This window comes from Algibacter sp. AS12 (genome assembly GCF_046736315.1).
GTDB lineage: Bacteria > Bacteroidota > Bacteroidia > Flavobacteriales > Flavobacteriaceae > Algibacter_B > Algibacter_B amylolyticus.
Window position 1 is genome coordinate 2203607 of record NZ_CP151841.1, and the last position, 25725, is coordinate 2229331.

General features: G+C 33.2%; 17 protein-coding genes and 1 tRNA gene. 8 read left to right on the forward strand and 10 right to left on the reverse strand.

Features of this window, described 5'->3' with window-relative positions; genetic code table 11:
- Positions 1 to 33: 33 nt before the first annotated feature.
- From AAFN75_RS09155 to AAFN75_RS09165, 3 genes are all read right to left on the reverse strand, one after another.
- Entirely contained in the window at positions 34 to 795 is a 762-nt protein-coding gene (locus AAFN75_RS09155) for an SGNH/GDSL hydrolase family protein (RefSeq protein WP_411806062.1), read from the reverse strand.
- A gap of 79 nt (positions 796 to 874) precedes the next feature.
- On the reverse strand, positions 875 to 2053 hold the full coding sequence (locus tag AAFN75_RS09160) for an acyl-CoA dehydrogenase family protein (RefSeq protein WP_411806063.1): 1179 nt from the start codon (positions 2051 to 2053) through the stop codon (positions 875 to 877).
- 100 nt (positions 2054 to 2153) lie between these two features.
- Positions 2154 to 2879 (reverse strand): tRNA1(Val) (adenine(37)-N6)-methyltransferase, encoded by a 726-nt coding sequence (locus AAFN75_RS09165; protein WP_411806064.1) that lies wholly within the window; start codon positions 2877 to 2879, stop codon positions 2154 to 2156.
- A gap of 145 nt (positions 2880 to 3024) precedes the next feature.
- Here AAFN75_RS09165 and AAFN75_RS09170 point away from each other — a divergent pair, with 145 nt between their 5' ends.
- The gene (locus tag AAFN75_RS09170) at positions 3025 to 3480 is read left to right on the forward strand and encodes a DUF2383 domain-containing protein (protein ID WP_144115278.1); all 456 of its coding nucleotides are present in this window, start codon (positions 3025 to 3027) and stop codon (positions 3478 to 3480) included.
- Positions 3481 to 3551: 71 nt separating this feature from the next.
- On the opposite strand, the gene rimM is transcribed toward AAFN75_RS09170, so the two are convergent.
- The 3 genes from rimM to AAFN75_RS09185 form a co-directional block, all read right to left on the reverse strand.
- Entirely contained in the window at positions 3552 to 4076 is a 525-nt protein-coding gene (gene rimM, locus AAFN75_RS09175) for a ribosome maturation factor RimM (protein ID WP_411806065.1), read from the reverse strand.
- A 169-nt stretch (positions 4077 to 4245) separates the two neighbouring features.
- Positions 4246 to 4764 carry a 30S ribosomal protein S16 gene (locus tag AAFN75_RS09180; protein WP_411806066.1) on the reverse strand — a complete coding sequence of 173 codons (519 nt, stop codon included), beginning with the start codon at positions 4762 to 4764 and terminating at the stop codon, positions 4246 to 4248.
- 96 nt (positions 4765 to 4860) lie between these two features.
- Positions 4861 to 5928 carry a lactonase family protein gene (locus AAFN75_RS09185; RefSeq protein WP_411806067.1) on the reverse strand — a complete coding sequence of 356 codons (1068 nt, stop codon included), beginning with the start codon at positions 5926 to 5928 and terminating at the stop codon, positions 4861 to 4863.
- Between the two features lie 286 nt (positions 5929 to 6214).
- Here AAFN75_RS09185 and AAFN75_RS09190 point away from each other — a divergent pair, with 286 nt between their 5' ends.
- The 7 genes from AAFN75_RS09190 to AAFN75_RS09220 all read left to right on the forward strand — a co-directional run bounded on the left by AAFN75_RS09190 (position 6215) and on the right by AAFN75_RS09220 (position 16649).
- Complete coding sequence (locus AAFN75_RS09190; protein WP_411809278.1) at positions 6215 to 6664, forward strand: ferritin-like domain-containing protein; 450 nt, start codon at positions 6215 to 6217, stop codon at positions 6662 to 6664.
- A 166-nt stretch (positions 6665 to 6830) separates the two neighbouring features.
- Positions 6831 to 11219 (forward strand): DNA polymerase III subunit alpha, encoded by a 4389-nt coding sequence (gene dnaE / locus AAFN75_RS09195; protein WP_411806068.1) that lies wholly within the window; start codon positions 6831 to 6833, stop codon positions 11217 to 11219.
- 286 nt (positions 11220 to 11505) lie between these two features.
- Positions 11506 to 11823 (forward strand): thioredoxin, encoded by a 318-nt coding sequence (gene trxA, locus AAFN75_RS09200; protein WP_092848165.1) that lies wholly within the window; start codon positions 11506 to 11508, stop codon positions 11821 to 11823.
- A gap of 82 nt (positions 11824 to 11905) precedes the next feature.
- Positions 11906 to 12448 carry a ClpP family protease gene (locus AAFN75_RS09205; protein ID WP_411806069.1) on the forward strand — a complete coding sequence of 181 codons (543 nt, stop codon included), beginning with the start codon at positions 11906 to 11908 and terminating at the stop codon, positions 12446 to 12448.
- 99 nt (positions 12449 to 12547) lie between these two features.
- Positions 12548 to 13477 (forward strand): DUF58 domain-containing protein, encoded by a 930-nt coding sequence (locus tag AAFN75_RS09210; protein WP_411806070.1) that lies wholly within the window; start codon positions 12548 to 12550, stop codon positions 13475 to 13477.
- Positions 13478 to 13590: 113 nt separating this feature from the next.
- Positions 13591 to 13664: transfer RNA gene (locus tag AAFN75_RS09215), tRNA-Asp, on the forward strand.
- 345 nt (positions 13665 to 14009) lie between these two features.
- On the forward strand, positions 14010 to 16649 hold the full coding sequence (locus AAFN75_RS09220; RefSeq protein WP_411806071.1) for a T9SS type B sorting domain-containing protein: 2640 nt from the start codon (positions 14010 to 14012) through the stop codon (positions 16647 to 16649).
- A gap of 373 nt (positions 16650 to 17022) precedes the next feature.
- Here the strand turns inward: AAFN75_RS09220 and AAFN75_RS09225 are convergent, their stop codons facing one another.
- The 4 genes from AAFN75_RS09225 to AAFN75_RS09240 all read right to left on the reverse strand — a co-directional run bounded on the left by AAFN75_RS09225 (position 17023) and on the right by AAFN75_RS09240 (position 25582).
- Positions 17023 to 18687, reverse strand: a complete 1665-nt coding sequence (locus AAFN75_RS09225; RefSeq protein WP_411806072.1) for a sialate O-acetylesterase — start codon at positions 18685 to 18687, stop codon at positions 17023 to 17025.
- Between the two features lie 386 nt (positions 18688 to 19073).
- Positions 19074 to 20816, reverse strand: coding sequence for a hybrid sensor histidine kinase/response regulator (locus AAFN75_RS09230; protein WP_411806073.1), 1743 nt, complete (start codon positions 20814 to 20816; stop codon positions 19074 to 19076).
- Positions 20813 to 22567 carry an ATP-binding protein gene (locus tag AAFN75_RS09235; RefSeq protein WP_411806074.1) on the reverse strand — a complete coding sequence of 585 codons (1755 nt, stop codon included), beginning with the start codon at positions 22565 to 22567 and terminating at the stop codon, positions 20813 to 20815. The genes AAFN75_RS09230 and AAFN75_RS09235 overlap by 4 nt, the downstream gene beginning before the upstream one ends.
- Positions 22568 to 23074: 507 nt before the next feature.
- Positions 23075 to 25582, reverse strand: a complete 2508-nt coding sequence (locus tag AAFN75_RS09240; RefSeq protein WP_411806075.1) for an outer membrane beta-barrel protein — start codon at positions 25580 to 25582, stop codon at positions 23075 to 23077.
- Between the last annotated feature and the right edge of the window lie 143 nt (positions 25583 to 25725).

Consider the following 25725-nt stretch of genomic DNA (forward strand, 5'->3'; position numbering starts at 1 on the left):
AAATGCTTTTCTATTGAAACTGTTTTATATAGATTATTCCAATTTTAATTTCTCAATAGCCACAGGAAGTAATCGCTCTACAAACATGGAATAAGCGAGTTCCGATGGGTGTAAACCATCGTTAGCTACTAAATTTGGATTTTCCAACCCTTGTCTAGTAATATCTGTAATGTTAACATAGGTAATGTTGTTGCTGTCGCAATAATTTTTAGCAAATGTATTATATCTGTCTAAGTCGGCAGATATGTTGGTGTTGCCTCTTCCAAAAGGTGTATAAGCATAATCTGGAATTGAAACCACGATTACGTGCTCTTTATTGCTTTTAGCTTTTGCAATAGCGGTATTAACAAGCTTTGGGAATTCAGATTGATAAACGTTAAATACTATATTTTGATATTGATTGTTTACACCAATTAAAAGGGTTACTAAATCGAAATCTGAACTAGGGTTTTCGTTTGTTATGGCGTTTATTAAATCGGTGGTTGTCCAACCTGTTGTTGCAATTACGGATAGATCTAAGTTATAAACAGAATCTAGGTTTTTTAGAATATCACGTTTTAAAATCTCTGGATACCTGCACGTTTCGCAAACACTTTGGCCTATGGTATAACTATCGCCTAAAGCTAAATATTTTATAGTTTCTGGTCCTACGGGATTGTCTGTTTCTTCAATTTCTGAGACTTCTATAGGCGGTAAAACTTTTGGGGGTGTTTGTTCTTGCGAATTTATAGGTTCGCTAGAGCAGCTTAAACAAGTGGTAATTAAAAAAGTTAGAAAATATACTTGAAGTTTCATAGTCGCTTTTTTACTAAATATACGAAACTATGTTTTACTCGGTTTTATTAAAGGTCTCCTACAAATGTATTTTTAATTTCTATTTAAAAGCATTTAATCCAGTTATATCCAGCCCAGTAATTAGCAAATGAATATCGTGTGTACCCTCGTAAGTTACTACGCTTTCTAGATTCATCATATGTCGCATAATAGAATATTCGCCGCTAATACCCATGCCTCCAAGCATTTGTCTGGCATCGCGAGCAATTTTTAACGCCATATCTACATTGTTGCGTTTCGCCATCGATATTTGAGCTGAGGTTGCTGTACCATTTTCGCGCATTACACCAAGTCTCCAGGCTAAGAGTTGAGCTTTGGTAATTTCGGTAATCATTTCGGCTAGCTTTTTTTGTTGTAATTGAAATTGACCAATAGGTTTACCAAACTGCATACGCTCTTTGCTGTACCGCAAAGCGGTGTCATAGCAATCCATAGCCGCACCAATGGCGCCCCAAGCAATACCAAATCGTGCGGAATCTAAACAACCAAGCGGCGCGCCTAAACCAGATTTGTTAGGTAATAAATTTTCTTTAGGTACTTTTACATTATCAAAAATAAGCTCGCCAGTAGACGATGCTCGCAACGACCATTTATTGTGTGTTTCTGGCGTTGTAAAACCTTCCATTCCACGTTCTACAATAAGACCATAAATGCGTCCGCTTTCATCTTTAGCCCATACCACAGCAACTTGTGCAAATGGCGCATTGCTAATCCACATTTTGGCACCATTAAGCAAATAGTGATCGCCTTTATCTTTAAAATGGGTAACCATACCTCCAGGGTTGCTTCCGTGATCTGGTTCGGTTAAACCAAAACAACCCATCCATTCGCCACTAGCTAATTTTGGTAAATATTTGGTGCGTTGTGCTTCGTTACCATATTTCCAAATAGGATACATAACTAACGATGATTGTACCGATGCTGTAGAGCGAACCCCAGAATCGCCACGCTCAATTTCTTGCATAATTAAACCGTAACTAATTTGGTCTAACCCAGCACCACCATATTCCATTGGTATATAAGGCCCAAAAGCACCAATATTAGCTAAACCTTCTATAATTTGCTTTGGGAACTCTGCCTTTTGGGCATAGTCTTCAATAATGGGCGAAACATCGCGTTTTACCCATTCGCGGGCTGCGTCTCTAACCAACTTGTGTTCTTCGGTTAATAATTCATCTAAATTATAATAATCAGGAGCTTCGAATAAGTCTGGTTTCATTATGCTTAAGTGTTTAAATGAGAATTATTAGTAAATGGGTTTTATTTTTATTAATAAATCAATATAATAACTCAAATTTAAAGAATCTTTCTAGATGTTGTTACATTTTTAGGTAGAAATCTTTAGTTAAATTGATATAAGCTTCGGTGTATTGGTGTCGCTCGGTTTCAATAATTAAGGACTCAATGGTGGTTTCGCTTTCGCGGAAAGAAAATTCTATTAAAGCACGTTTAATTTCAGAGATAGGGTTTCCTTTTACGTGTAAAGTTCTATTTGGAAATAAATTGAATTCTGAAGCTAATTGAATAAAAGTTGATGATTCTTTAAAAGGAATTACAACTGAAAACACACCAATTTCTGATAGTAATTTTGAAGCGCTTTCCAGTAAGTGATTAAACGGCATAGCATCTTGAAACCTCGCTAAATCTCTTTGGTTATTATCGGTTTTGTAATCTTCAGAATAGAAAGGCGGGTTGCATATAATAATATCGTACCGGTCTTCTTCGGTTTCTAGTTCTTCGGTAAAGTCGGCTAATGAGGCATGATAACAAAATAAGCGGTCGCCCCAAGGTGATTGCTCAAAATTGTCAACGCATTGTTCAAAGGCACTATCGTCAATTTCAATAGCATCAATAATTTTGGCATCACTACGTTGGGCAAGCATTAAAGCTAATACGCCAGTTCCGGCTCCAATATCTAAAATTGAAAACGGACGGTTGTTAAGCGAAGTCCACGCACCTAATAAAACGCCATCGGTACCAATTTTCATGGCGCATTGGTCATGATTTATTTGAAATTCCTTGAAAACAAAAGGCTTTTTAGACATAATAGGTTTAAAAAATTTAGGCAATAGTATGAAATAATGTGTTAAAGTGTTATAAATTTTATTAAACTATGTTAAAGAAAATACGATTAACGGTCTATTTAGAGTTAGAAATATAAACCCTTATTTAGAACTAAATTATAATATTATGAAATACTCTGAAAAATTGTTAAAAGGATTAAACGATTTGTTGACCTTAAATTACGAGGTTGAAAAAATTTATATAGAAGCATTAAACGCAGTTACAGATACCGAATTAAAAACTTTTTTTAAAGAACGTGGGCTTGAGCGTAATGAATTTGGTAAAGATTTAATGGTAGAAATTGAAAACCTTAATACCGAAATGGAGCTTAAATTTGATGGGAAATTAGAAAACGGATTCTATGTAACATGGATGAATTTTAGACGTTTATTTCTATTTGAAGATAAAGTTAATTTGTATTTAGAGATTTGCAAATTAAAAGAGTTGACCATAAGTAAGTATGATGATTTGTTAAATCAAAAGGAATTACCGCATTCTACTATTACAGTATTGGAGCGTCAAAAAGCACAAATTCAAAAAGCTTTAAATGCAATTATTATAGAAAAAAATCTTGTTGCATAGTATTAAGTTTCTATATAATTGATAAAAAAAAGCAACCCATTGGGTTGCTTTTTTTGTGTGTTGTAATGTTGTTATAAATATAGGTCTATGAGTCCCTCTGGAGTTTCAACAAGGATTGTTTTGTTATCTCTATCTACTTTAATTATAAACTCATCGTTCATAGGTATTAAAATTTCTATACCATCTCTGTCAATTTCAAAAAGTGATTGCGCTGTAGAGTCGTTAATAGTTTTAATGATACCAACATCTCCAAAGTTTTTATCTGAAATAGTGAAACCAATAACCTCATGGAAGTAAAATTTATTACCCTCAAGTTTGGGTAGTAAATCTAATGGTAAGTATAAGCCGCTTTTCATAATAGAATCGGCATCAGCTTCGGTATCTACATCTTCAAATTTTATACGTAGTAATTCCGATTTATGTAATTGAGAACTTTCAATAAAAAATGGAACAAGATTATTTCTTAACTCCAAAAATATAGCGTCTAGATTTTCATAAATATCAGGTTGGTCGGTATCTAGTTTGGCTAATACTTCACCTTTAAAACTGTACTTTTTTACAATTTTACCTAAGTAAAAACAATCTTCTTTTTTCATAGAAAGTGATTTTTTCATTTCCGCGAAGGCGGAAATTTTAATAAGATAATTTTAAAGTTAATTAGATTCCCTAAACGACGGGAATTATTTAATCAAATTTAATAGGAGTTTTAGAAAATAAAAAACTCCGATATTGCTATCGGAGTTTAAAAGTATAAAAAAATATTTTTTATTCTTCTTCGTTTGAAGCTTCTGCTTCAGTAGCGGGAGCATCTTCAGTTGCTTCTTCCTCAACAGGAGCAGGAGCAGCTGCAGCAATTCTTGCTTCGTTAACAGCTTTCTCAGCGGCAAGAGCATCAGCTTTCGCTTTAGCTTCTACATCAGATAAACCATCAGCTTTCGCTTGAATCTTAGCTTCTTTTGCTTCTACCCAAGCAGTAAATTTAGCTTCTGCTTGCTCTTCAGTTAAAGCACCTTTTCTAACACCACCAGCTAGGTGATTTTTAAGCATTGCACCTTTGTAAGACAATAAAGTCTTAGCAGTATCAGTTGGTTGTGCACCATTCTGTAACCATGTTACAGCGCCATCAACGTTTAATTCAACAGTTGCTGGGTTTGTGTTTGGATTGTAGATACCTAATTTCTCTAAGTATTTACCGTCTCTTTTTGAACGTGCATCAGCTGCTACGATCCAGTAAAAAGGTTTCCCTTTTTTACCATGTCTTTGTAATCTAATTTTTACTGGCATAATAATTAATTATTTGAGGTTCTCGACCTCTGTTATTAATGAGGGCGCAAAGATAATATAAATATTTAATTACCAGCGGTTTATTTTCGATGAATTTTAAAACAATAAACAAACTGGTTCTGGAGCTTTAAAGTCCTGATAAAATGATAGTTTACCTGTTGCAGAGTCAATATTAAAAATAGCAATATTGTTACTTTTTTTATTGGCTACAAGTAGAAATTTCCCCGTAGGATCTATCGTGAAATTACGAGGCCAATCGCCATGTACACTAATATTTTGAATTTTATTAATAGTTCCGGTGTTAACATCGCGTTTAAAAACGGCTATCGAGTTTTCGCCACGATTAGAGCCATATAAAAAACGTTCGTCTTTTGATAAATGAATATCGGCACATTTGTTTGGGCCTTTATAATTTTCGTCAAGAGTAGAATCGTGGTCTATCTGCTCGAAACCAGAGTCTGTTTTTTTAACCGAAGTTATAGAACCGCCATACTCGTTAATAATGTACATGAAGTTCCCGTCTTTGGTTATAGAAAAATGCCTCGGTCCTGGATTGCCTTCAATTTTAACTATAGATTCAGACTCTAATTTATAGATGTCGTTATTAAGTTTGTAGTGATACAGTCTATTTCTGCCTAAATCGGAAACGAATAAATCATCATTTCTAAATTGTGCCGAATGTGCATGAGCTGGTTTTTCGCCCGCTTCATTATGATTGAAAACTTGAGGTGCTTTTTCAATACTACCACTATCACTTAAAGAATGTATAGAAATAGTGCCGCCACCATAATTTGAAACCACAGCTTTATTACCCAACTCATTAACGTTTACATGGCATGGACCTTTTCCTTGGCTACTTTCAGAATTTATAAATGATAAACTGCCATCCGTATTACGTTTAAAAGCTGTAACAGCGCTAGATTGTCCTTCGCCAACAGCATATATAACTTTTTTGTTGGGCGAATAGGTAATAAATGATGGGTTTTCTGTGGCAACTGCTAAATGTCTATTGGAAAGCTCTCCTGTTTCCTTATTAAAATCAAACTTATAAATCCCTTCGCTATCACCCGATGTATAGGTGCCAACGTAAAGTGGTATGTTTTCTTCTTTACAGTTTAATAAAATTAGTGGTAGTATCAGTATAACCAAATGTTTAGGGTTCATAACGTTAAAATTTAAGCTTCTAAATTATAATAAATTATGTTAAATCTAGTACTTTAATGTTAATGATTCTTAAATCCATCACAAAGCTTGTTAAATCGCTTGACAAAAGGCTTGTTGAGATGTATATTTGAGTAAACGATGTCATTAATATGCATCTTAAAACAAAAGATTAAAATGGCTAATGAAATTATTTATTTGTGTTTAATAATTTTATTAATCACCAAAGGATTTAAGAGTTCTTTAATAACAAATGAAACACATGAAATTTAAAAATGAAAATGATATTATGAAGTACACAGAAGAAATTTCAAATAAATTAAATGAATTATTAGTAAAAAATTATGATGCCGAAAAAGGGTATCTTAATGCTGCTGAAAACGTAGAAAGTCCAACTTTAAAAATATTTTTTAAACGTAGGGCTACTGAGCGCAGTGAATTTGCCAAAAACTTAAGGACAGAAATTTTAAGATATGGACAAATTCCGGAAGATTCAGGAAGTTTTAAAGGTGCTATGCACAGAAACTGGATGAGTTTAAAATCGCTATTTTCTTCAAATGATGAAGAAGCTATTTTGCAGGAAGCTATAAGAGGCGAGAAAGCAAGTCTTGAGGAATACGATGAGATTTTAAAAGATAAAACCTTACCACCAACCATCGATTCGATGTTATTTAAACAACGAAACGAAATTCAGGCAGCAATTAATTTAGAAAAAGTACATGAAGAGTTAGCGTCATAAAAGTTAGTTAGTTTGGTTAGTAAAGAGTGGAATCCATGGGGTTCCGCTTTTTTTTGTTTACAACTCTTTAAAAATTCACTTTATGGTAGTGTAAATTCTATGTATTTTTATACACTTCGTTTTTCGCTCTAAACGAATACACACATCAATAAATAAACATGTTTTTATGTATTTAATTTTCGATACCGAAACTACCGGATTACCAAAACGTTGGGATGCACCAATTACAGATACAGATAATTGGCCAAGGTGTATTCAAATTGCATGGCAACTGCATGATGGTATGGGTAACTGTATTGAAAGTCAGGACTATTTGGTTAAACCAGAAGGTTTCAATATCCCCTATGATGCAGAGAAAATTCATGGTATTTCTACTGAGTTAGCACAAGAGCAAGGTGTGCCTTTAACAGAGGTTTTAGAAAAATTTAATACCGTTTTAGCAAAAACAAAATTTGTAGTAGGGCAAAACGTTAAGTTCGATTTAAATATTATGGGTGCCGAATTTGTTCGTGGTGCCGTTGATAATCCTTTACAGGAATTACCTGTTTTGGATACCTGTACCGAACATACAGCAAATTTATGTGAGATTCCTGGTGGGCGTTACGGAAAATTTAAACTCCCTACATTAACAGAGTTACACGAGTTTTTATTTCAAGTACCTTTTTCTGAAGCGCACAACGCGACTGCAGACGTGGAAGCTACAACACGTTGTTTTTTAGAGTTAATTCGTTTAGGCGAATACACCAAAGAACAGCTAGATGTGGAACCTGAATATTTTGAGGATTTCAAAAAGGAAAATCCCAATACCATTCAGCTTATTGGTTTAAAGCACATCAATCTTAAAAAGGAAAGTGCAAAAATTAATGCACGTTTAAAAAAGGCGCAAGAGGTTGATATTTCCTCGGAGGAAATTAATAAAAATGTTTCCGATTTAGCTGGTGTTGATTTTGTACACTTACATAATCATTCGCAATTTTCGGTATTACAATCTACTATGGGTGTTGCCGATATTGTTGCGGCGGCAGCCAAATACAACATGCCATCTGTGGCATTAACCGATCATGCTAACATGATGGGGGCTTTTCACTTTATAAATGCTGTAAATAAGCATAATAAAGCGGCCGAAGCTAAAATTGCTGAAGCAGAAGAAAATGGCGAATCTACCGATGTAAAAACTATAAAACCAATTATTGGTTGCGAGTTTTTTGTTTGCGAAAATCACTTAGATAAATCCAGAAAAGATAACGGCTATCAAATTGTATTGTTAGCTAAAAATAAAAATGGGTACCATAACCTAGCCAAATTATCATCGCATGCCTTTGTTAACGGGTTTTACTATTTGCCAAGAATTGATAAAAAGTTAATACAGGAGTATAAAGAAGATATTATTGTACTAACGGGAAACCTTTATGGTGAGGTGCCTAGTAAGGTTTTAAATGTTGGTGAAAACCAAGCGGAAGAGGCGCTTATTTGGTGGAAAGAGGAATTTGGCGATGATTTATACATGGAGCTTATGCGCCATAATCAAGATGATGAAGATCGTGTAAACCCAACCTTAATAAAACTTGCTAAAAAACATGATGTTAAACTTATAGCATCCAATAATACCTACTACCAAAACCAAGAAGATGCTAATGCGCATGATATTTTATTATGTGTAAAAGATGGTGAAAAACAGGCGACGCCAATTGGACGCGGACGTGGTTACCGCTATGGTTTGCCAAATCAGGAGTATTATTTTAAATCGCCTGATGCTATGAAGGAATTGTTTAAGGATATTCCTGAAGCGATTAGTAATGTGCAAGAGGTAGTCGATAAAATTGAAGCCTACCAGTTAGCGCGTGATGTATTATTGCCAGCCTTCGATATTCCTGCTGAATTTAGACATGAAGATGATGCTGTTGATGGTGGAAAACGTGGAGAGAATGCTTTTTTAAGACATTTGGTTTATCAAGGTGCCAAAAAACGATACGGTGAAGAACTATCAGAAGAAGTTGTTGAGCGTTTAGATTTTGAGTTAAGCGTTATTGAAAACACTGGTTATCCGGGTTATTTCTTAATTGTTGAAGATTTTATTCGCGAAGCTAGAAAAATGGATGTTTCGGTGGGGCCAGGGCGTGGTTCGGCGGCAGGATCGGTGGCGGCTTATTGTTTGTGGATTACCAATATAGATCCTTTAAAGTACGATTTACTTTTTGAGCGTTTCTTGAATCCGGATCGTGTAAGTATGCCCGATATTGATATTGATTTTGATGATGAAGGTCGAAGTCGTGTTATGGATTACGTTATTGATAAATACGGTAGTAATCAGGTAGCACAAATTATTACCTATGGTACCATGGCTGCAAAATCGTCTATTCGTGATACCGCACGTGTGTTAGATTTACCTTTGTTTGATGCAGATAGGATTGCAAAATTAATCCCGAATATGTCTAAACTAGGGAAGATTTTTGGTCTTTCTGAAAAGGAACTTGGAAAAAAATTTAGAGCCGAAGATTTAGAAAAAATCAACGAACTTCTAAATATTGCCGACGGAAGCGATTTACAAGCTGAAACTTTAAACCTTGCAAGAACACTAGAAGGTTCGGTAAGAAATACGGGAATTCATGCCTGTGGTGTTATTATTACACCCGATGATATTACTAAATTCGTACCGGTTTCTTTAGCAAAAGATTCCGATTTGTATGTTACCCAGTTTGATAACTCGGTAGTGGAAGATGCGGGATTATTGAAAATGGATTTCTTAGGGTTAAAAACGCTAACCTTAATTAAAGATACCGTTAAAATTGTAAAAGCTAAACACGATATTTTACTCGATCCGGAAACATTTCCGTTGGACGATGAAAAAACTTATGAGCTGTTCCAAAGAGGAGAAACTGTTGGGGTGTTCCAGTATGAATCTCCTGGGATGCAGAAACACCTTCGCGATTTAAAGCCTACGGTTTTTGAAGATTTAATTGCCATGAATGCCTTGTATAGACCAGGGCCAATGGAGTATATTCCAAGTTTTGTTAGAAGAAAACATGGCGATGAAGATATAGAATACGATTTACCAGCCATGGAGGAGTACCTAAAGGAGACTTATGGTATTACGGTATATCAAGAGCAGGTAATGTTACTGTCGCAAAGTTTAGCAGATTTTACAAAAGGTGAAGCCGATGTACTGCGTAAGGCGATGGGTAAAAAGCAAATTGCCGTACTTGATAAAATGAAACCTAAATTTATCGAGCAGGCTAGTGCCAAAGGGCATGATGCTAAAATTCTGGAGAAAGTTTGGAAAGATTGGGAAGCCTTTGCTAGTTACGCCTTTAACAAATCGCACTCCACATGTTATGCGTGGATTGCTTACCAAACGGCTTATTTAAAAGCGCATTATCCAGCGGAATATATGGCTGCGGTATTATCGAATAACATGAACGATATTAAGCAGGTTACATTTTTTATGGAAGAGTGTAAACGTATGAAACTGGATGTTTTAGGGCCAGATGTAAACGAATCGTTTTACAAGTTTTCGGTAAATAAAGATTATGCCGTTCGTTTTGGTATGGGCGCCATAAAAGGTGTTGGACATGGTGCGGTAATGACGATTGTTGAAAACAGAGAAGAAGACGGTCCTTATAAATCAATATTTGATTTTGCGAAACGAATAGATTTAAGGGCAGCCAATAAAAGAGCTTTTGAAAACCTTGCTTTGGCAGGTGGTTTTGATGGTTTAAGTGATGTGCATCGTGCGCAGTATTTTCATGATGATGGCGATGGTATTACCTTTTTAGAAAAGGCTATAAAATTTGCCCAAAAGTATAAAGAGAACGAAAATTCTGCACAGATAGATATGTTTGGTGAGCAAAGTAATGTACAATTTGCAGAACCCGAAGTGCCACCTTGCGAGGAATGGGGAACCATGGAGAAACTTAGTAAAGAGCGCGAGGTTGTTGGGGTTTATATTTCTGGACATCCGTTGGACGATTTTAAAACGGAAATGAAAACCTTTTGTAATGGTACCGTAGGTATGTTTAATACTTTGGAGCCTTACGTAAATAGAGAGTTGGTTTTTGGTGGTGTAGTTACCGATGTGCAACATCGTGTAAGCAAGCAGGGAAAAGGATGGGCTATGTTTACTATTGAAGATTATACCGATAGTTTTGAGTTTAGAATTTTTGGCGAGGAGTATTTAAAATTTAGACATTTTTTATTACAGAATAGTTTTGTGTTTGTTAAATCCTTTATTCGCGAAGGTTGGGTAAATAAGGATACGGGTAAGAGAAGTGATCCTAGATTGCAATTTAATAGTTTCCAGTTGCTGCATGACGTGATGGAAAATTATGCTAAAAAGTTATCTATACAGTTGAATATTAAAGAGCTTGATGAGCAAAAAATAACGGCCTTAAAAGAATTAATAAACATGCACCCTGGAAATCAAGCGTTAAACTTTTTGGTGTACGATATGAGAGAAAAAATAAAGCTAAATATGTCTAGCAGACGACAAAAAGTGAAAGTTTGTCAGGAGTTGATTAGTGAATTAGAGGCTCAAGATGTGAAGTTTAAGTTGAATTAACGGTTTTTATTAATGCTTTAAATGATCTATTTTTTTTTGATACTAAGTTAAAATTGTAATTTGAATTTTTGCACCTGCGCAAGGGATTGAACGGCATGTTTGAGCGCCCGACGTAGGAGGTGCGAGTAGTGAAAGCCCGACCCTTGGGATGCGCCCAATAAAATTAAATAAAGCTAGCCAATAGCGTTATAGGTAAAACAAATTGTAGGTTTGTAAGCTTTCGTTTATTTTTTGACTAAATTTGTGTTATTAAAACGAATTAAAAACATATTAAAATATAAATATTATGGCATTAGAAATAACAGATGCGACATTTGAAGAAGAAGTATTAAAGAGTGACAAGCCAGTTTTGGTTGATTTTTGGGCTGCATGGTGTGGGCCTTGTAGAATGGTTGGACCTATTATTGAGCAAATTAGCGAAGAATATGAAGGTAAAGCTGTTGTTGGTAAGGTAGATGTTGATGCTAACCAAGAGTTTGCTGCTAAATATGGTGTGCGTAACATACCTACAGTTTTAGTGTTTCAAAACGGTGAGGTTGTTGGTCGTCAAGTTGGTGTTGCTCCTAAAAAAGCATATACAGATGCCATTGAAGGTCTTTTGTAGTAGATAAATAAAAAGAAACTTAAAAAGGTTTGCCGTAATGGTGAACCTTTTTTTTATTTTAGATGCAAATTAAAAAAGAATTATGAGTAAAACTATAAAAGTACAAGATGCTATTGATAGCAAATTGATTGAGGAGCGCAAAGTGTTTTTGTGGGGTCAGGTGGACGATAAATCTGCTAAACATGTAATTGACAGATTGCTTTATTTGGATGCCTTAGAGACTAAGGATATCCAGTTGTACATTAATAGCCCAGGTGGATATGTAACTTCTGGTTTTGCTATGTACGATTGTATAAAATCTTTAAATAGCGATGTGTCTACAATTTGTACTGGGTTGGCAGCTTCTATGGGATCTATTTTATTGTCGGTTGGTACCAAAGGAAAACGTTTTATACAACCTCATGCGCGTGTAATGATTCATCAACCTAGTGGAGGCGCTCGCGGACAAGCTAGTGATATTGAAATTACGGCCCAAGAAATTATAAAAACCAAAGAATTAAGTGCTAAGATTTTAGCCGATAATTGCGGACAAGATTACGATAAGGTAATTAAAGATTTTAACCGCGACCATTGGATGGGTGCAGAGGAGTCTGTGGCTTATGGTATTGTTGATGGAATTATCTAATTTTTTAGAAAATAAAATATAGAAAAGAGAATAGGGATACATTTTATATGTATTCTTTTTTCTTGATTCTACAAACGAAAAGGTTTTACGTTTTACAAAATGAACTTACAAAACGAACTTAATAAAGCAGAAGGTTTTAGAAATCTTGAGCTACTTGCAAAACAGGTGGTTGAAGGTTTTATTTCTGGTATGCATAAAAGTCCGTTTCATGGATTTTCGGCGGAGTTTGCAGAGCATAAAATTTATAATCAAGGTGAAAGTACGCGCCATATAGATTGGAAGTTATTTGCTAAAACAGATAAGCTGTATACTAAGCGTTATGATGATGAAACTAATTTGCGTTGTCATATTATTTTAGATAATAGTAGCTCGATGCATTACCCTAAGCTGGATACGTTTTCTATAAATAGTTTAAATAAAATTAGTTTTTCGGCTTTGGCGGCGGCTTCTTTAATGCAAATTTTAAAAAAGCAACGCGATGCTGTTGGTTTAAGTATTTATAGCGATAACTATGATTATTATGCGCCAGAAAAGGGTAGTGAACGCCACCATCAAATGCTTTTAAGCCATTTAAGTGAGGCAGTAGTGTCTAAGCCGTTAAATAAACAAACCGAAACGTATAAGTATTTGCATGAAATTGCAGAAAAGATTCATAGACGCTCCATGGTTTTTTTATTTACAGACATGTTTCAAACCACGGAAGACGACGTGCGATTATTCGAAGCTTTAAGGCACTTAAAGTATAATAAGCATGAAGTAGTGCTTTTTCATGTGTTTGATAAGCAAAACGAGCTTAATTTCGATTTTGATAATAAACCTAAGCGTTTTATAGATGTTGAAACCGGAGCGTATATAAATTTGTATGCCGATTCTATAAAAGAAAGTTATACTAAAGCAGTTAGTGCTTATTTTGAAGCTTTAAAATTAAAATGCGCACAATACAAAATAAAGTATGTTGAGGCCGATATTAATGAGAATTTTAATAACATCCTCACAACGTACCTGGTAGAGCGCCAAAAATTTCGATAACCCATATTTTTAAAAAGGAGAAAAGATTTTTTTTAAAATTTTTTTAAAAAAAGTTTAAAAAAGGTTTGGGGAATTGAAAAAGGCGGTTATCTTTGCACTCGCAATAATGCAACGGTCTGGTAGTTCAGTTGGTTAGAATGTCGCCCTGTCACGGCGAAGGTCGCGGGTTCGAGTCCCGTCCAGACCGCAAAAATTGCAAAAAGAAAGCTCTGAGAAATTAGGGCTTTTTTTGGTAATTATAACGACGTTGTGTTGATCACGCCAAAAGCGTGATGTAGTTATACCGAAGCAATTTGGTATTCCAATGGAAAGCTTTCCTTTTTTCTGTGAAGAAGATGGGGATGCTTTTTTGTTTTTGGGGTACTCAGTTTTACGATAATGTTTATAAGCTTTTAAAGTAAAAAGCATACAATTTGGCTAAAACTTTGAATGTTGTAAAAATATATACTATTTTAATTTCTATATTGTTGGAAATTTGAATTTAACTATAATTAAATTTCCCTTGAGATTCTTCTTTTGTTTATTTATTCTTTTGAGTTTTAACCTCTATGGGCAAGTAAAATTAAGTCATAATACAGATGATAAATTAAGAAATCCATATGTAGGTTCTTGCAATGAGCCTGAGTATTGGGCTAGAGCATTTACACTGTCTGATTTTGGAATTACTTTAGAAGATGAATTTGTAGTTAACACCGGAAACATAGGAGTTTGGTGGTCTGTAGGTGGGGAGAGAGCTATTATGCAGTTTAACATTTATAGTATAGGTTCAAATTTCCCAAATACTTTTTTAGAGTCTAATTTGATTGGAAGTAGCCAACAAGAATATTTTCCTTATGTTCCATCTTTTTACCCAGAAATAGTAACTGTTAATTTTGTAAACCCTTTAGTAATTCCTGCGGGAGTTGAACGCATTTTAGTTGAAGTAAAGAAAGTTGATGGCCCAAACATAGGCTATAATGCTATTCAAATTGCGGGAACAGATACGGGTAATGATTTTTCTTGGTATAAAGGGTGTTTGTATGATAATCCTTATAAAAAATCAATTGATTTTGGTTCAGGAGGAAGGAGGCCGGCGCATTTTTATATTAATGTGGAAGGAGAAATTAGACCAATAAAGGATTTTCCTTTTGATTTAGAAAACACCTGTTTTGCAGATTTTACAGAATTTAAATTAAGGGATGCTGTAGATTCAATAGTCTGGGATTTTGATGACCCCGCATCAGGAAAAGATAATACTTCAACAAGTTTTGAACCTTCCCATGTGTTTACAAGTCCTGGAACATATAAAGTTAGTGTTACCGCAACACGTGGTACATATACTAATACAGAAACTACACAAATAGAAATTTATGCAGACCTTACAGTTTTTCCAATTAAAAACATAGAAGTTTGCGAAGACTTTTATTCTACAGGAGTCTCATCAAATATTGATACATCAAAAATTGAATCTCAAGTTTTAGGAGGTCAAACAGGAATGATTGTAAGTTATTTTGATAGCGAGGGAAATAAGTTGCCTAGTCCATTACCTAATCCTATGGCTAATTCTACCGCAAATTTAGAGACAATTACTGTTAGAGTTGCAAATGGTAACAATTTAGAATGTTACGCAGAAACATCTTTTAATCTTATTGTAAATCAATTACCAGAAATTAACCCTATTGGAGATATTTACTCTTGTGATAATGATTATGATGGCTTTACTAAATTTGATATTGGCCATGTTGAAACCAATTTGGTAGGGTCTCAACCTGGTTTGTTAGTAGAATATTTTTATGAAGATGGTCAACAAGTGCCTAGTCTGTTAAAAACCATTTCCAATAGGATTCAAAATAAAGAAACTATTACTGCTAGAATAACCAATCTAACTACGAATTGCTTTATAGAAACCACATTTAATTTAATTATTAATCCCCTTCCAATAGCTAATACATTGGATGAAATCATTGGTTGCGATGATAATGGCGATGGAATCTCAGAGTATTTCGATATTTTAAATGTAGAAAGTATAATTTTAGGAGGTCAAACAGGATTGGAAGTTGGTTACTATGATAGTAAGGGGCGTTTTTTATCAAACTCATTGTCAAATCCGTATTCAAATAGTATTGCTAATGAAGAAATAATAACGGTTAGAGTCACTAATCCAATGACTTCATGTTATGCGGAAACTCCATTGGTTTTAAAAACATCAATTAAACCACAAATAAATATACCGCGGGACATTTTTTCTTGTGATGAAGGTAATGGAATCTCAACTTTTGATTTAAGCTTTTTAGAAAATGAAATAATAGGAAGTCAAACAGGTTTAAATGTGTATTATTTTGATACTGCAGGGAATGAAATAACAAATTATATTAATTCTAGTTTTCAAAATACAGATTCTTGGTTACAAACCATTCATGTTAAAGTTGAAAATGCGACAAATGTTCTTTGTGTTTCAGAAACTAGTTTTAATCTTATAATTGACGAATTACCTCAAGTTGATATTCAAGATACTTACTTTTTATGCAATTTAGAGCCTAATTTACCATTATTGATAAATGCGAGTTTTGATGCTTGGGAATGGACGTTCGAAGATGGAAGTTTAATTTCTAACAGTAATGAAGCTATATTGACAAAAGACGGAGATTATGAGCTTACAGTAACCGAGTATAAGAATGGAAAAACTTGTGAAAACAGTTTTAAGTTTGAATTAGTACGTTCGGTTTTACCAACAATTGTAAATGTTGATTATCAAGAATTAACGGATGATAATTATATAAAAATTAATGCGTCAGGAGATGGGGATTTTGAATATTCTATTGATGGCGTTAATTTTCAAAACAGTAATTATTTTGATGGTTTACTGGGTGGTGTATATAACGTTTCTGTTAGAGATACATCGGGATGTGGAGAAGATGAAAAACAAGTTACGATAATAGATTATCCAAATTATTTTACACCTAATGGCGATGGAGTAAATGACTATTGGCAAATTAAAGGAATTACTAATTATTTAGAATCTGAAATTTATATTTATAATCGTTATGGTAAACTGCTAAAAGAATTATCAGCATCTTCTAAAGGGTGGGATGGGGTTTTTAAAGGAGTCATGCTGGCTAATGGGGATTATTGGTTTAGTGTTAGACTAAATGATGGTAGAATATTTAAAGGACATTTTACTTTAAAAAGGTGAGGTTCAGATGGTTTTTAGAAAATTAGGTTAACCTTAACAAAAACTATAAGTTATTTCAATTAAAAACTTTTCCTTTTTTCTGTGAAGAAGATGGGGATGCTTTTTTGTTTTGGGGGGTTAAAAAGGGACGGTATTATTAAATAAGGCTATTCAGAGGTTCAGAAAGGTCTTTAGACATGCTGTTTCTGAAGATTATTTAGATAAAGACCCACTCATGATGTATAAAGCTAAAGAGATTAAGGATATGTATTTAACCATATGCTAGAAAGACATTTGCAAGTACAGTGTTGTTGTTCAATAATGTACCAATGGAAGTTGTTGGTAGCTTGTTTTTCTAATTCAGTTCTTTGTTAGCGAATGTTATTTAGTTATTTTATTCTTTAATAAATTTAAGTGTATTTCCGTTGTTGAATTTTAAAAAGTAAAATCCGTTTGGAAAGTTTTTGATTTCAATTTTCTCATTATCGCTAATTATTCCTTTTATCATTTCAATACCTAAAGTATTATATATTATATAGTTTTCTTCGTTTTCAATTCCAGAAATCAAAATAAATTGAGAGGTTGGGTTAGGGTAGAGTTTTATATTTTTATTAAAATTCGAAATATTTTCTAATGATAGTGTTGATGATTCTACTGGAAATTGATAAAAGCAAATTAACTCCAAACCATTCGCATTAGTAATAAAATTTCCAGATAAACCTTGACCTTGTGCTAAATATGAAATTTTCAGATCATCTAATCCAGGATAATTAGAAAGGGATAATATGATTTTGTTGTCAAGAACATTTATGTTAGTTATTGTCGTCGGAATATTTGCAGAGAACTCAAAGTTTTCTGCTATGGTTGCAATCTCTAAATCAGTTGTAGAATTTGTTTCAAGCATTAATGTAGTTTCATTGCTCAAGCTAGCCTTCGTAATCATTGGTGAATCTATATCTAAAGAAGTAGCTACTCCATATAAATCTCGATTAATTAGCGGGTATATTCTATCACTAAACATTTCATAACCGTTTACAAGAGGGAAATGACAATTATCTGAATGATGCGTCATTGCCGCTGTAGGAATAATTGTTATATTAGAATTTTCATCAGCCAATTGTCTTTGCGTTTCTTTAATTATCATTAAACCTTCTATAGGCATATCACATGAATTCTTCGTCTGAAAGATATAAATTTGCTCTACGTTGGGATAGTCCGTTAACCATGAATTTTTTAGCTGAAGGAATTTATCTTTATATAAGGAAGCAGTGCCAGAAGAGACGGCATCGCTCTCTCCCTGAGACCATAATATGGCTCTTACATTATTTTTTAAACCTGAGTGATTAAGTCTGTAATATAGCCTGCCGTAATTCGAATTTACTGATTTCATATAGTCATTTGGTGCTAAGAAAAAACTAAGTGATATCCCATTATTAGCTCCATTGAAAATAGCAACTGGTATGTTTGTAGAGTTTACAATAGAATTGGCCAATTTTAGACCCCATTGTCCAACATTACCTGCTGTATAACCAGTTCCATTGCCTTGTCCTAGATACCATTCTAAAGGTGTCGAAGAATCAAAAAAACCTCCTCCGTAAACACGGATAAAATTATTTTGATATATGTCCGCGTTTCCATTAAATTGTCTCGCTTCTGCATTTGATTGACCTTGTATAATGTAAACATCACCCGAGACAATATCAACAATCTCTTTTTCAAGAGTCTTTACATCGTTATTTTTACCATAAATTCTTATAGAATAATTAGCTAATTCTGCAGTAATAGAAAAATTGAAGTTAAAACTCGCAATATCGGAAACATAGGTTAAGTTATTTGATATAGTATTGATAAGAACATTATCTCTAAGGATTTCAACTTCAATACTTTGGTAATTTGATCCATTGTTATTTACGCTACCTTCAATAGTTATTTCACCTGTGTTAGTGGCGAGGTCCCTACTTATTAACTGCATGTTTAATGGTGTCTTGGTAAAAGTAATTTGCCCATAAGATGATGTCATGAATAAAATCGATAGAAAGGGGATTAAAAAATTTTTCATTTTTTGCTTTAATATTATACCATGCAAGTAAAGCAAATTAGTCGACATAAGATTAATTTGGTCGATGAAATACATAAATATTAAAGTGTTATGACGTTTTTTATCTGATTTGTTTGTCTCATATTAACCTGTCTTAGAGCTTTTTAAGGTGTCTCGTTTTTAGATTTTTTTTAGGAATCAGATTTCCCCCCTTTCAAATCTAAAACTACCTATTCCGACTATCTTTATTATAAACACACTATAGGGATTTTATCTTTATAAAAGGAAAGAAAACATGTTAACACAACATTGGAAGTGATGAGTTTTGCAGTTCCTGCCTTTTTTCTGTGAAGAAAATGGGGTGCTTTTTTGTTTTAAGGAGGTTTTTAAATTAAAAGATGCTTGTGTTAGGCTTGACAGTTTACGTAAACGGTTTTAATTAGCTCTTCCTTTTTAAAGGGTTTAGTAATAAAATCATCGAATCCATGTGCCTTAAGTTTAATAATTAATTCTTCACTAGGCATGTTAGCTGTGAAAGCAATAATAGTTAATTCTGGATTTAGTAATTTTAATTTGCCAATGGCTTCTAAGCCGTTTAGTTCGGGCATTTCTAAATCTAAAAGAACAATATCTAGGTTGTTATGCTTTTTTGCTTGTGCTATGGCTTCAAGACCGTTGTTAGCTAAAAAGGTGTTTGCTCTATAAGTTTTTAGTAAGGTATTTGCGTATAGTAGGGTAACTTTATTATCGTCTGCTATTAAAATATTTTTTTGCAGTAAACAGTTTTTGTCGCTTAATATTAATTCGATGTTTTGTGCTGTGTTTTCTTCAGAGATTTTATTGAAGTTTATTTGAAACGAAAAAATACTACCTTGATCTCCATTGTTTTCAATTTTGATGAAGGATTGCATTTTTCTTAAAATAGTTTTGGTTAAGGATAAGCCCAAACCTGTACCGCCATAAATATCGGTTGTTTCACTTTTTATTTGTTGAAAGCTTTCAAATATTTTCGAATAATTTTCTTTTAAAACACCAATTCCGGTGTCTTCAACTTTAAACAAAATAGAGGCTTCTGTTTCTGTTTCGTTGGTAATATGTGCTCTTAATTTAACGGTTCCTTTCTCTGTATATTTAATTGCATTACTTAGTAGGTTTTTTAATATTTGAGCAAGTCTTAATTCATCGAAAATTAAATTAATATTGACAATATTATTGTCTATTTCCTTTTTAAAAGTAATCCCTTTCTTTTCAGCTAATGGCTTAAATTGATTAGATATATTGTTTAAAATAAGGTTTAGGTTTTCGGGTTTTTCTAGAAGTTCGAATTTGCCAGATTCAATTTTATGGATATCTAAAACATCGTTAACCAAATTAAGCATCTGCTCGTTACAGGTATTTAAGATGGTAGCGTATTGATCGATTAATTCCTTATTAGGTTTGGCTTCGTTTTTTTGTTCGGTTATAAGCTGTGTAATACCATTAATACTAGTTATTTGAGTTCTTAATTCGTGTCCTAAACTTGTTAGTGCAACTATACGTTTGTCTTTTTCCCTTTCGGCAATTTTTTTATCTATTAAAAACGAAGTGAAATAATTTCGACCTACATAAACTGAAAACACCATAAACATTGCTGCAGTTACTACACTAATTATAGAGTTCATAATCATTTTGGTGTAGATACCATCTGGTCCTAAATTTTGGTATATTGGATATGTTGGTGTCATTAATATAGTAATGCCAGCAATTGTGGTTACTAGTATAAATAAAATATAATTGTGCTTTGTGAAGTTTTTATTCCGTTTTATTAAAAATGGTACCGAGAGTATAATGGCAAAATAATATAGAAAATTAAAAGACAAACGGCCTTCAAAATACAAAGCAGCAGAAATGCCAAGGGCTAATCCTAAAATTGAAATATAAGCGCCTAGTGCGTATTTTTTATATTTAAAGTAGATGACTATGGATAAAGTAACGCATATTATTATGAAGGTATCAAAAAATATAGAAGCTGTAAGCTCCAGGTAGTAGTTGAACACCAAGTTAACTAAAGCCAAAACTATGGCTAAAATGTGGATAGCAAACGTAAAAACATCTATATATTTTTCCTCTTTATTATGCGAGTTATTGGTATGTTTTAAAATTATTTTCATTTAGAGAGATGCTCATGTAAAATTAAAAACATGTCTTCGTTTTTAAATGGTTTTGCTAGTATACCATCAAAATTTAGGGCATTGATTTTTTCTATTAAGTTGTCGTCTGGAATATTTGCCGTAAACGCAATGATTTTAAATTTTTCATCCAATTTTTTAATATGTTTTACGGCTGTAAACCCATTCATTCCTGGCATTTCTAAATCCATAAGTATAATGGATAAGTCAGGGTGCTCTTTAGCAATCTGCACAGCTTCTATTCCATTGTACGCTTTAAGAACTTTAGCTCCATTATTTTCTAATAACTTAGAGGCATAGAGCATGCTAATTTTATTGTCTTCAGCAATAAGTATTTTTTTTCCTTTAAGAATAGAAGTTGTTATTTGGGTATTGCTAATTTGATTTTCAGTTTCATTTAAAGCCAGGACTTTATTCAGTTTTAAAACAAAATAAAAATCACTGCCTTCTTTTGGTGAACTAATAACGTTTATTTGAGAATTCATTTTCTCAATTATTGTTTTCGAAATGGCCAAACCTAAGCCTGTGCCACCAATATTTAAAGAGTTTTTATCTCGAATTTGATGAAAACTATGGAATACCTTTCTAAGATTTTCTTTAGCTATGCCAATACCAGAATCTTTAACAGAAAATTGTACGGCAGCAAAATCTATGGTTTGCAACTCTATTTTTGCAGAGAATTTCACGTAACCTTTATCGGTGTATTTAATGGCATTAGAAATTAGGTTTTGAAGTACTTGGGTAAGCCTTGATGCATCTGTATTCACATAAAAGTTTTTTAATACAGGATCGATTGAAAATTCGAAAACTAATTTTTTTTCTAAGGCTTTATTTTTAAATGGGGTTACAACTTTATTAAGTAGATTATTTAAATTTTCAGGTTTGCTATTTAGCGTGAAGTTTCCAGACTCAATTTTATGAATGTCTAAAATATCATTTACCAAGAAAAGCATTTGTTTACTGCTAAGCTCTAGGGTTTCGGTATGTTCTGAAAACGTATCAGCGTCCAGCTCGTTTTTTTTATTTTGATCTAGTATTAATTGTGTTATACCATGAACGCTACTTAACTGGGTTCGTAATTCATGGCCTAAATTAGATAGGACACGAGTTTTTTTATCCATTTGAATTTCTGCATTTTTTTTAGCCTTAATTAAAGCTAAAATGACATTGGAAGACACTACTACCAAAATAAATGAAAAAATTATAAATAGAGTAAAGCTTAAAATAGAGTTTGTAAAAAGTTTATTATTAGCATGTTCTACGGCTAAATTTTCGGTGTTGTATTGTGGTGAAAAAACAATAATTAAAATAGTAAATAATAAAACGATTAAGGCTAGTATAATACTGTTTTGTAAGTAGTTTTTATTTCTTTTATTTAAAAATGGGATGGCGCATAGTAACACATAACTATACATAAAATAGGATGTTGTTAGTCCTACATTATAACACAAGTAGAGGGTTGTGGCGCTTGCACAGGTAATAAATATAACGCTTGATAAAAATTGCTTTTTAAAATTGAAGTATAATTGAGCGGCTATAAAGAATAAGCCAACCACAAATATAGCAACACTTTTAGGCGTTTCGTAGTGCAGGATAGCATTCAATATGTAAATTAAAAGACCTGTTAAAAGGCCAATGCTGTAAGTTATAAAAGTAAGTTGGTCTGCTTTACTGAGTTCCTTGTATGGTGTTCTAGTTAAAAGTAAATTAATGTTTAATGATTTGAATTTCATTTAAAATACGTGCTTCATAATGCTTCTTGTTGCTTGTGTCGTAAGAATTGTAGTTGCTTAACATGCAATTAAGTGTTTTTTAGCGATATATTCAAACATTTTAGCGGTGTTTTAAGTGAATTGTTTAACTATTTAATTTTCAAGTCAAAACTTTATCTTTTTTTTAAATTAAAAGTCGCTCAATATATTTTTTTTCATGCTGGGTTATGTTGAAATTAAAATAAGTCTTTATGGCTTAATCTGAATCTCTATCTATTTTATTTGAAGCGTTATGGTTTGATAATGCGTGTGTTATTTGTAGCTAAGAATAATGCTGGTCTTTGTTTTTTAAAACTTAAAACCATGAATAATTATTACTACGATCGAGCATCTAACATTAAATGTCAATTTAATAAAAAAAAAGTGTGACTTTCTAAAAACAGTAGTGTCTAATAAATGCTATTAATCAATAAAAGAGGGCTAACAAGAAATTGTGGCTCTTTTTTGCTTTATAATAGTATGTATTCTTTAAAATTCGCGCTTACCAAATTCACTATCTATAAATTTAGATTTATTTTTTACCGTATTAAATGTGTAAGATAGGTTTAAAGTAACCATATCGACTTCGTAAACATAATTGGTAGTTGTGTAAAATTGATTAGGCCTAGAGGTGGTTATACGTTGTTCGTTAGTGTTAAGTATTCCCATGTCTATATTCTGCCATTGTAAGGTCGCCGATAAACGGTTGTCCATAAATGTTTTTTTGAACGTTAGATTTGGTGAGTAAAATCTTGAATCTTCGCCCATAGCGGTATTTCTATCAGATAGATAATTGAAGGTAAACTGTACTGAGGCATTATCCCAAAAGGAATAGGTAGAGTTTAAATTTAAAGAGTAAATAGTCGATTTGCTATCTATATTGTAAGTTCGCTCAACGCCATCTCTGTGGTTAAAATTTAGTACACCATCAATAGCATAATTATAAATGTTTACGCCAATATTATTAGTCCAGTTTTTTGTTGGTTTAAGTGTTGCTCCAAACTCTAATCCAATAGCGTTACTTTTCCCTACGTTAGAGTATACACGGTTTATTATGCTATCAATAACTTCTCCTGAATCTTCATATGCTAAAGTGTTTACACGATTAATTACGTTATCTACATGTCTAAAATAAGCTGTAGCATAAATGGAATTACCTCCTTCTATTTTTTTTGTAATGCCAACTTCGGCTAAATCTATAAATTCTGGTAATAAGGTTTTATCGCCTTGTTCAAATACTTCAGAATGTTCACGCTCCGCAAAGCTATTCATCTTTAAAGTGGTTGTGCGTTCTACTCTTTTACTGTAAGCGGCTTTAATTTTTGTTTTATTGTTTACCGTGTATTGTAAAGAGGCAGAAGGGAATAATTTTACAAAGTCGTATTTGTAAACATTGGGTGTTGTTTCGCTTTTTAAGGCTTCGGTATAAGTTCTATCCATAGACTCTAAACGTACACCAGCAGCATAATCCCAACTGTCTTTTTTAGCGGTTAATTGCGCATAACCCGAATGTATTTTACGTTTTAATTCTATATCGCTAGAAAACTCTGTTACTAAATTGCCGTCGCGCTCATAAACAAACTCACCTGTATGGTCTATATCTCTGTATTGATAGCCTGTTTCAAGAGTTCCAAAAGAAAAAGGTTTCCATTGGTAATCAAGATTAAAACGTGTACCATATAACGGATTATCGTTTGTGTTGTATTCTTGTTGGTATATAATGCTATTATCAGGATGTCCTAAGTTATCATTTTCTGTTGGTCCTCCCAAAAAGGTGTATTCATATAAAAAAGACGTTGATAATTTAGAGTCGTTGCTAAATTTGTGTGCATAGTCTAAACTACCTAAAGCAAAATCACCTTTTCTAACTCTTAAGTTATGGTTGTAATACTTAAAAGTATATAATCTATTATCGCTTCCAATAGGTGAAACTGCATGATTGTCGTAATACACAATATCTGCAAGACGCTCTTTTGTATGTTTACCGGCAAATAGGCCAAATGAAAATTCATTGTTTTCGTTGGGTGTGAAATCTAAGTTTAAGCGCCCGTTATAGCTAATATCATCAAAGCTACGTTCGCCATCCGATGGCAAAAAAGTAGTTTTATTTTCCGGTTGGTTAACAATAAACATTTCGCCTTCGCGACGTCCGGTTTTATCGTTTCGTTGGTAGCTAGCACCTAAAGAGAAGTTCCATTTATCGCTACGTTTATTTATAGTAGCATCTATTCCATAACGTTGTGCAGGAACTTTTGTATTGTATGGTTCTATTGAAGGTAATCCACCTCGCAGGTTTACTTGGGCAAAAGTACCATTAATGGCTCCTTTTTTTGTTTTAATATTTAAAATACCTCCTTTACCTTCTGGATCATATTTTGCTGATGGTGCTGTAATAAGTTCTATAGTTTCTAAAGCATTTGCTGGTAATTGTGCTAAAATCGCACTAGCATCGCCTTGTGTTGGTTTTCCGTTAACCAATACTGTAAACCCTTTACTGCCACGAACACTTATTTCGCCTTGGCCATCAACGGTTACCGATGGTAAATTTTTTATAACATCAACAGCATTACCGCCTTCGCTATTTTGATAGGTTTTAGCATCGAAAACTTGACGGTCAATTTTATGCACCACGGCAGATCGTTCGGCCTTTATAAGAACTTCGTTTAATTGGCTCCCTAGAGTTAGTTTTAGAGTCCCTAGATTTATGACTTGTCCTTTTTTGTTAACCTTTATAGTATCCGTTTTTAAGGAGGTGTATCCCATAAAAGAGGCATCAATAATGTAGCGTCCAGTTTTTATGTTTTCTAAGTTAAAAACCCCATCAATATTTGTTATTACACCAGTAATTAGGTTGCCATCAAGGTTATATAGGGCAGCTGTTGCATATTCTAGAGGTTCGTTGCTTTCGGCATCGATAATTTTTCCTGTAATTTGACTATGTATTAATTGGGTTGTAAAAAAGAAAAGGATTAAAAGCGTCAAAATTCTTGTTTGCATGTGTTTATTGTAATTAATTTAGTGAAATATAGTCCGTTTTTTACTTGTAATATTTTGGCAAAACTAAGCTAATAATTAGAATTTTAATACGGATATTTAAAAATGTATAGCGTATTATGTGGGTTGTATTTTAAAAATGAATA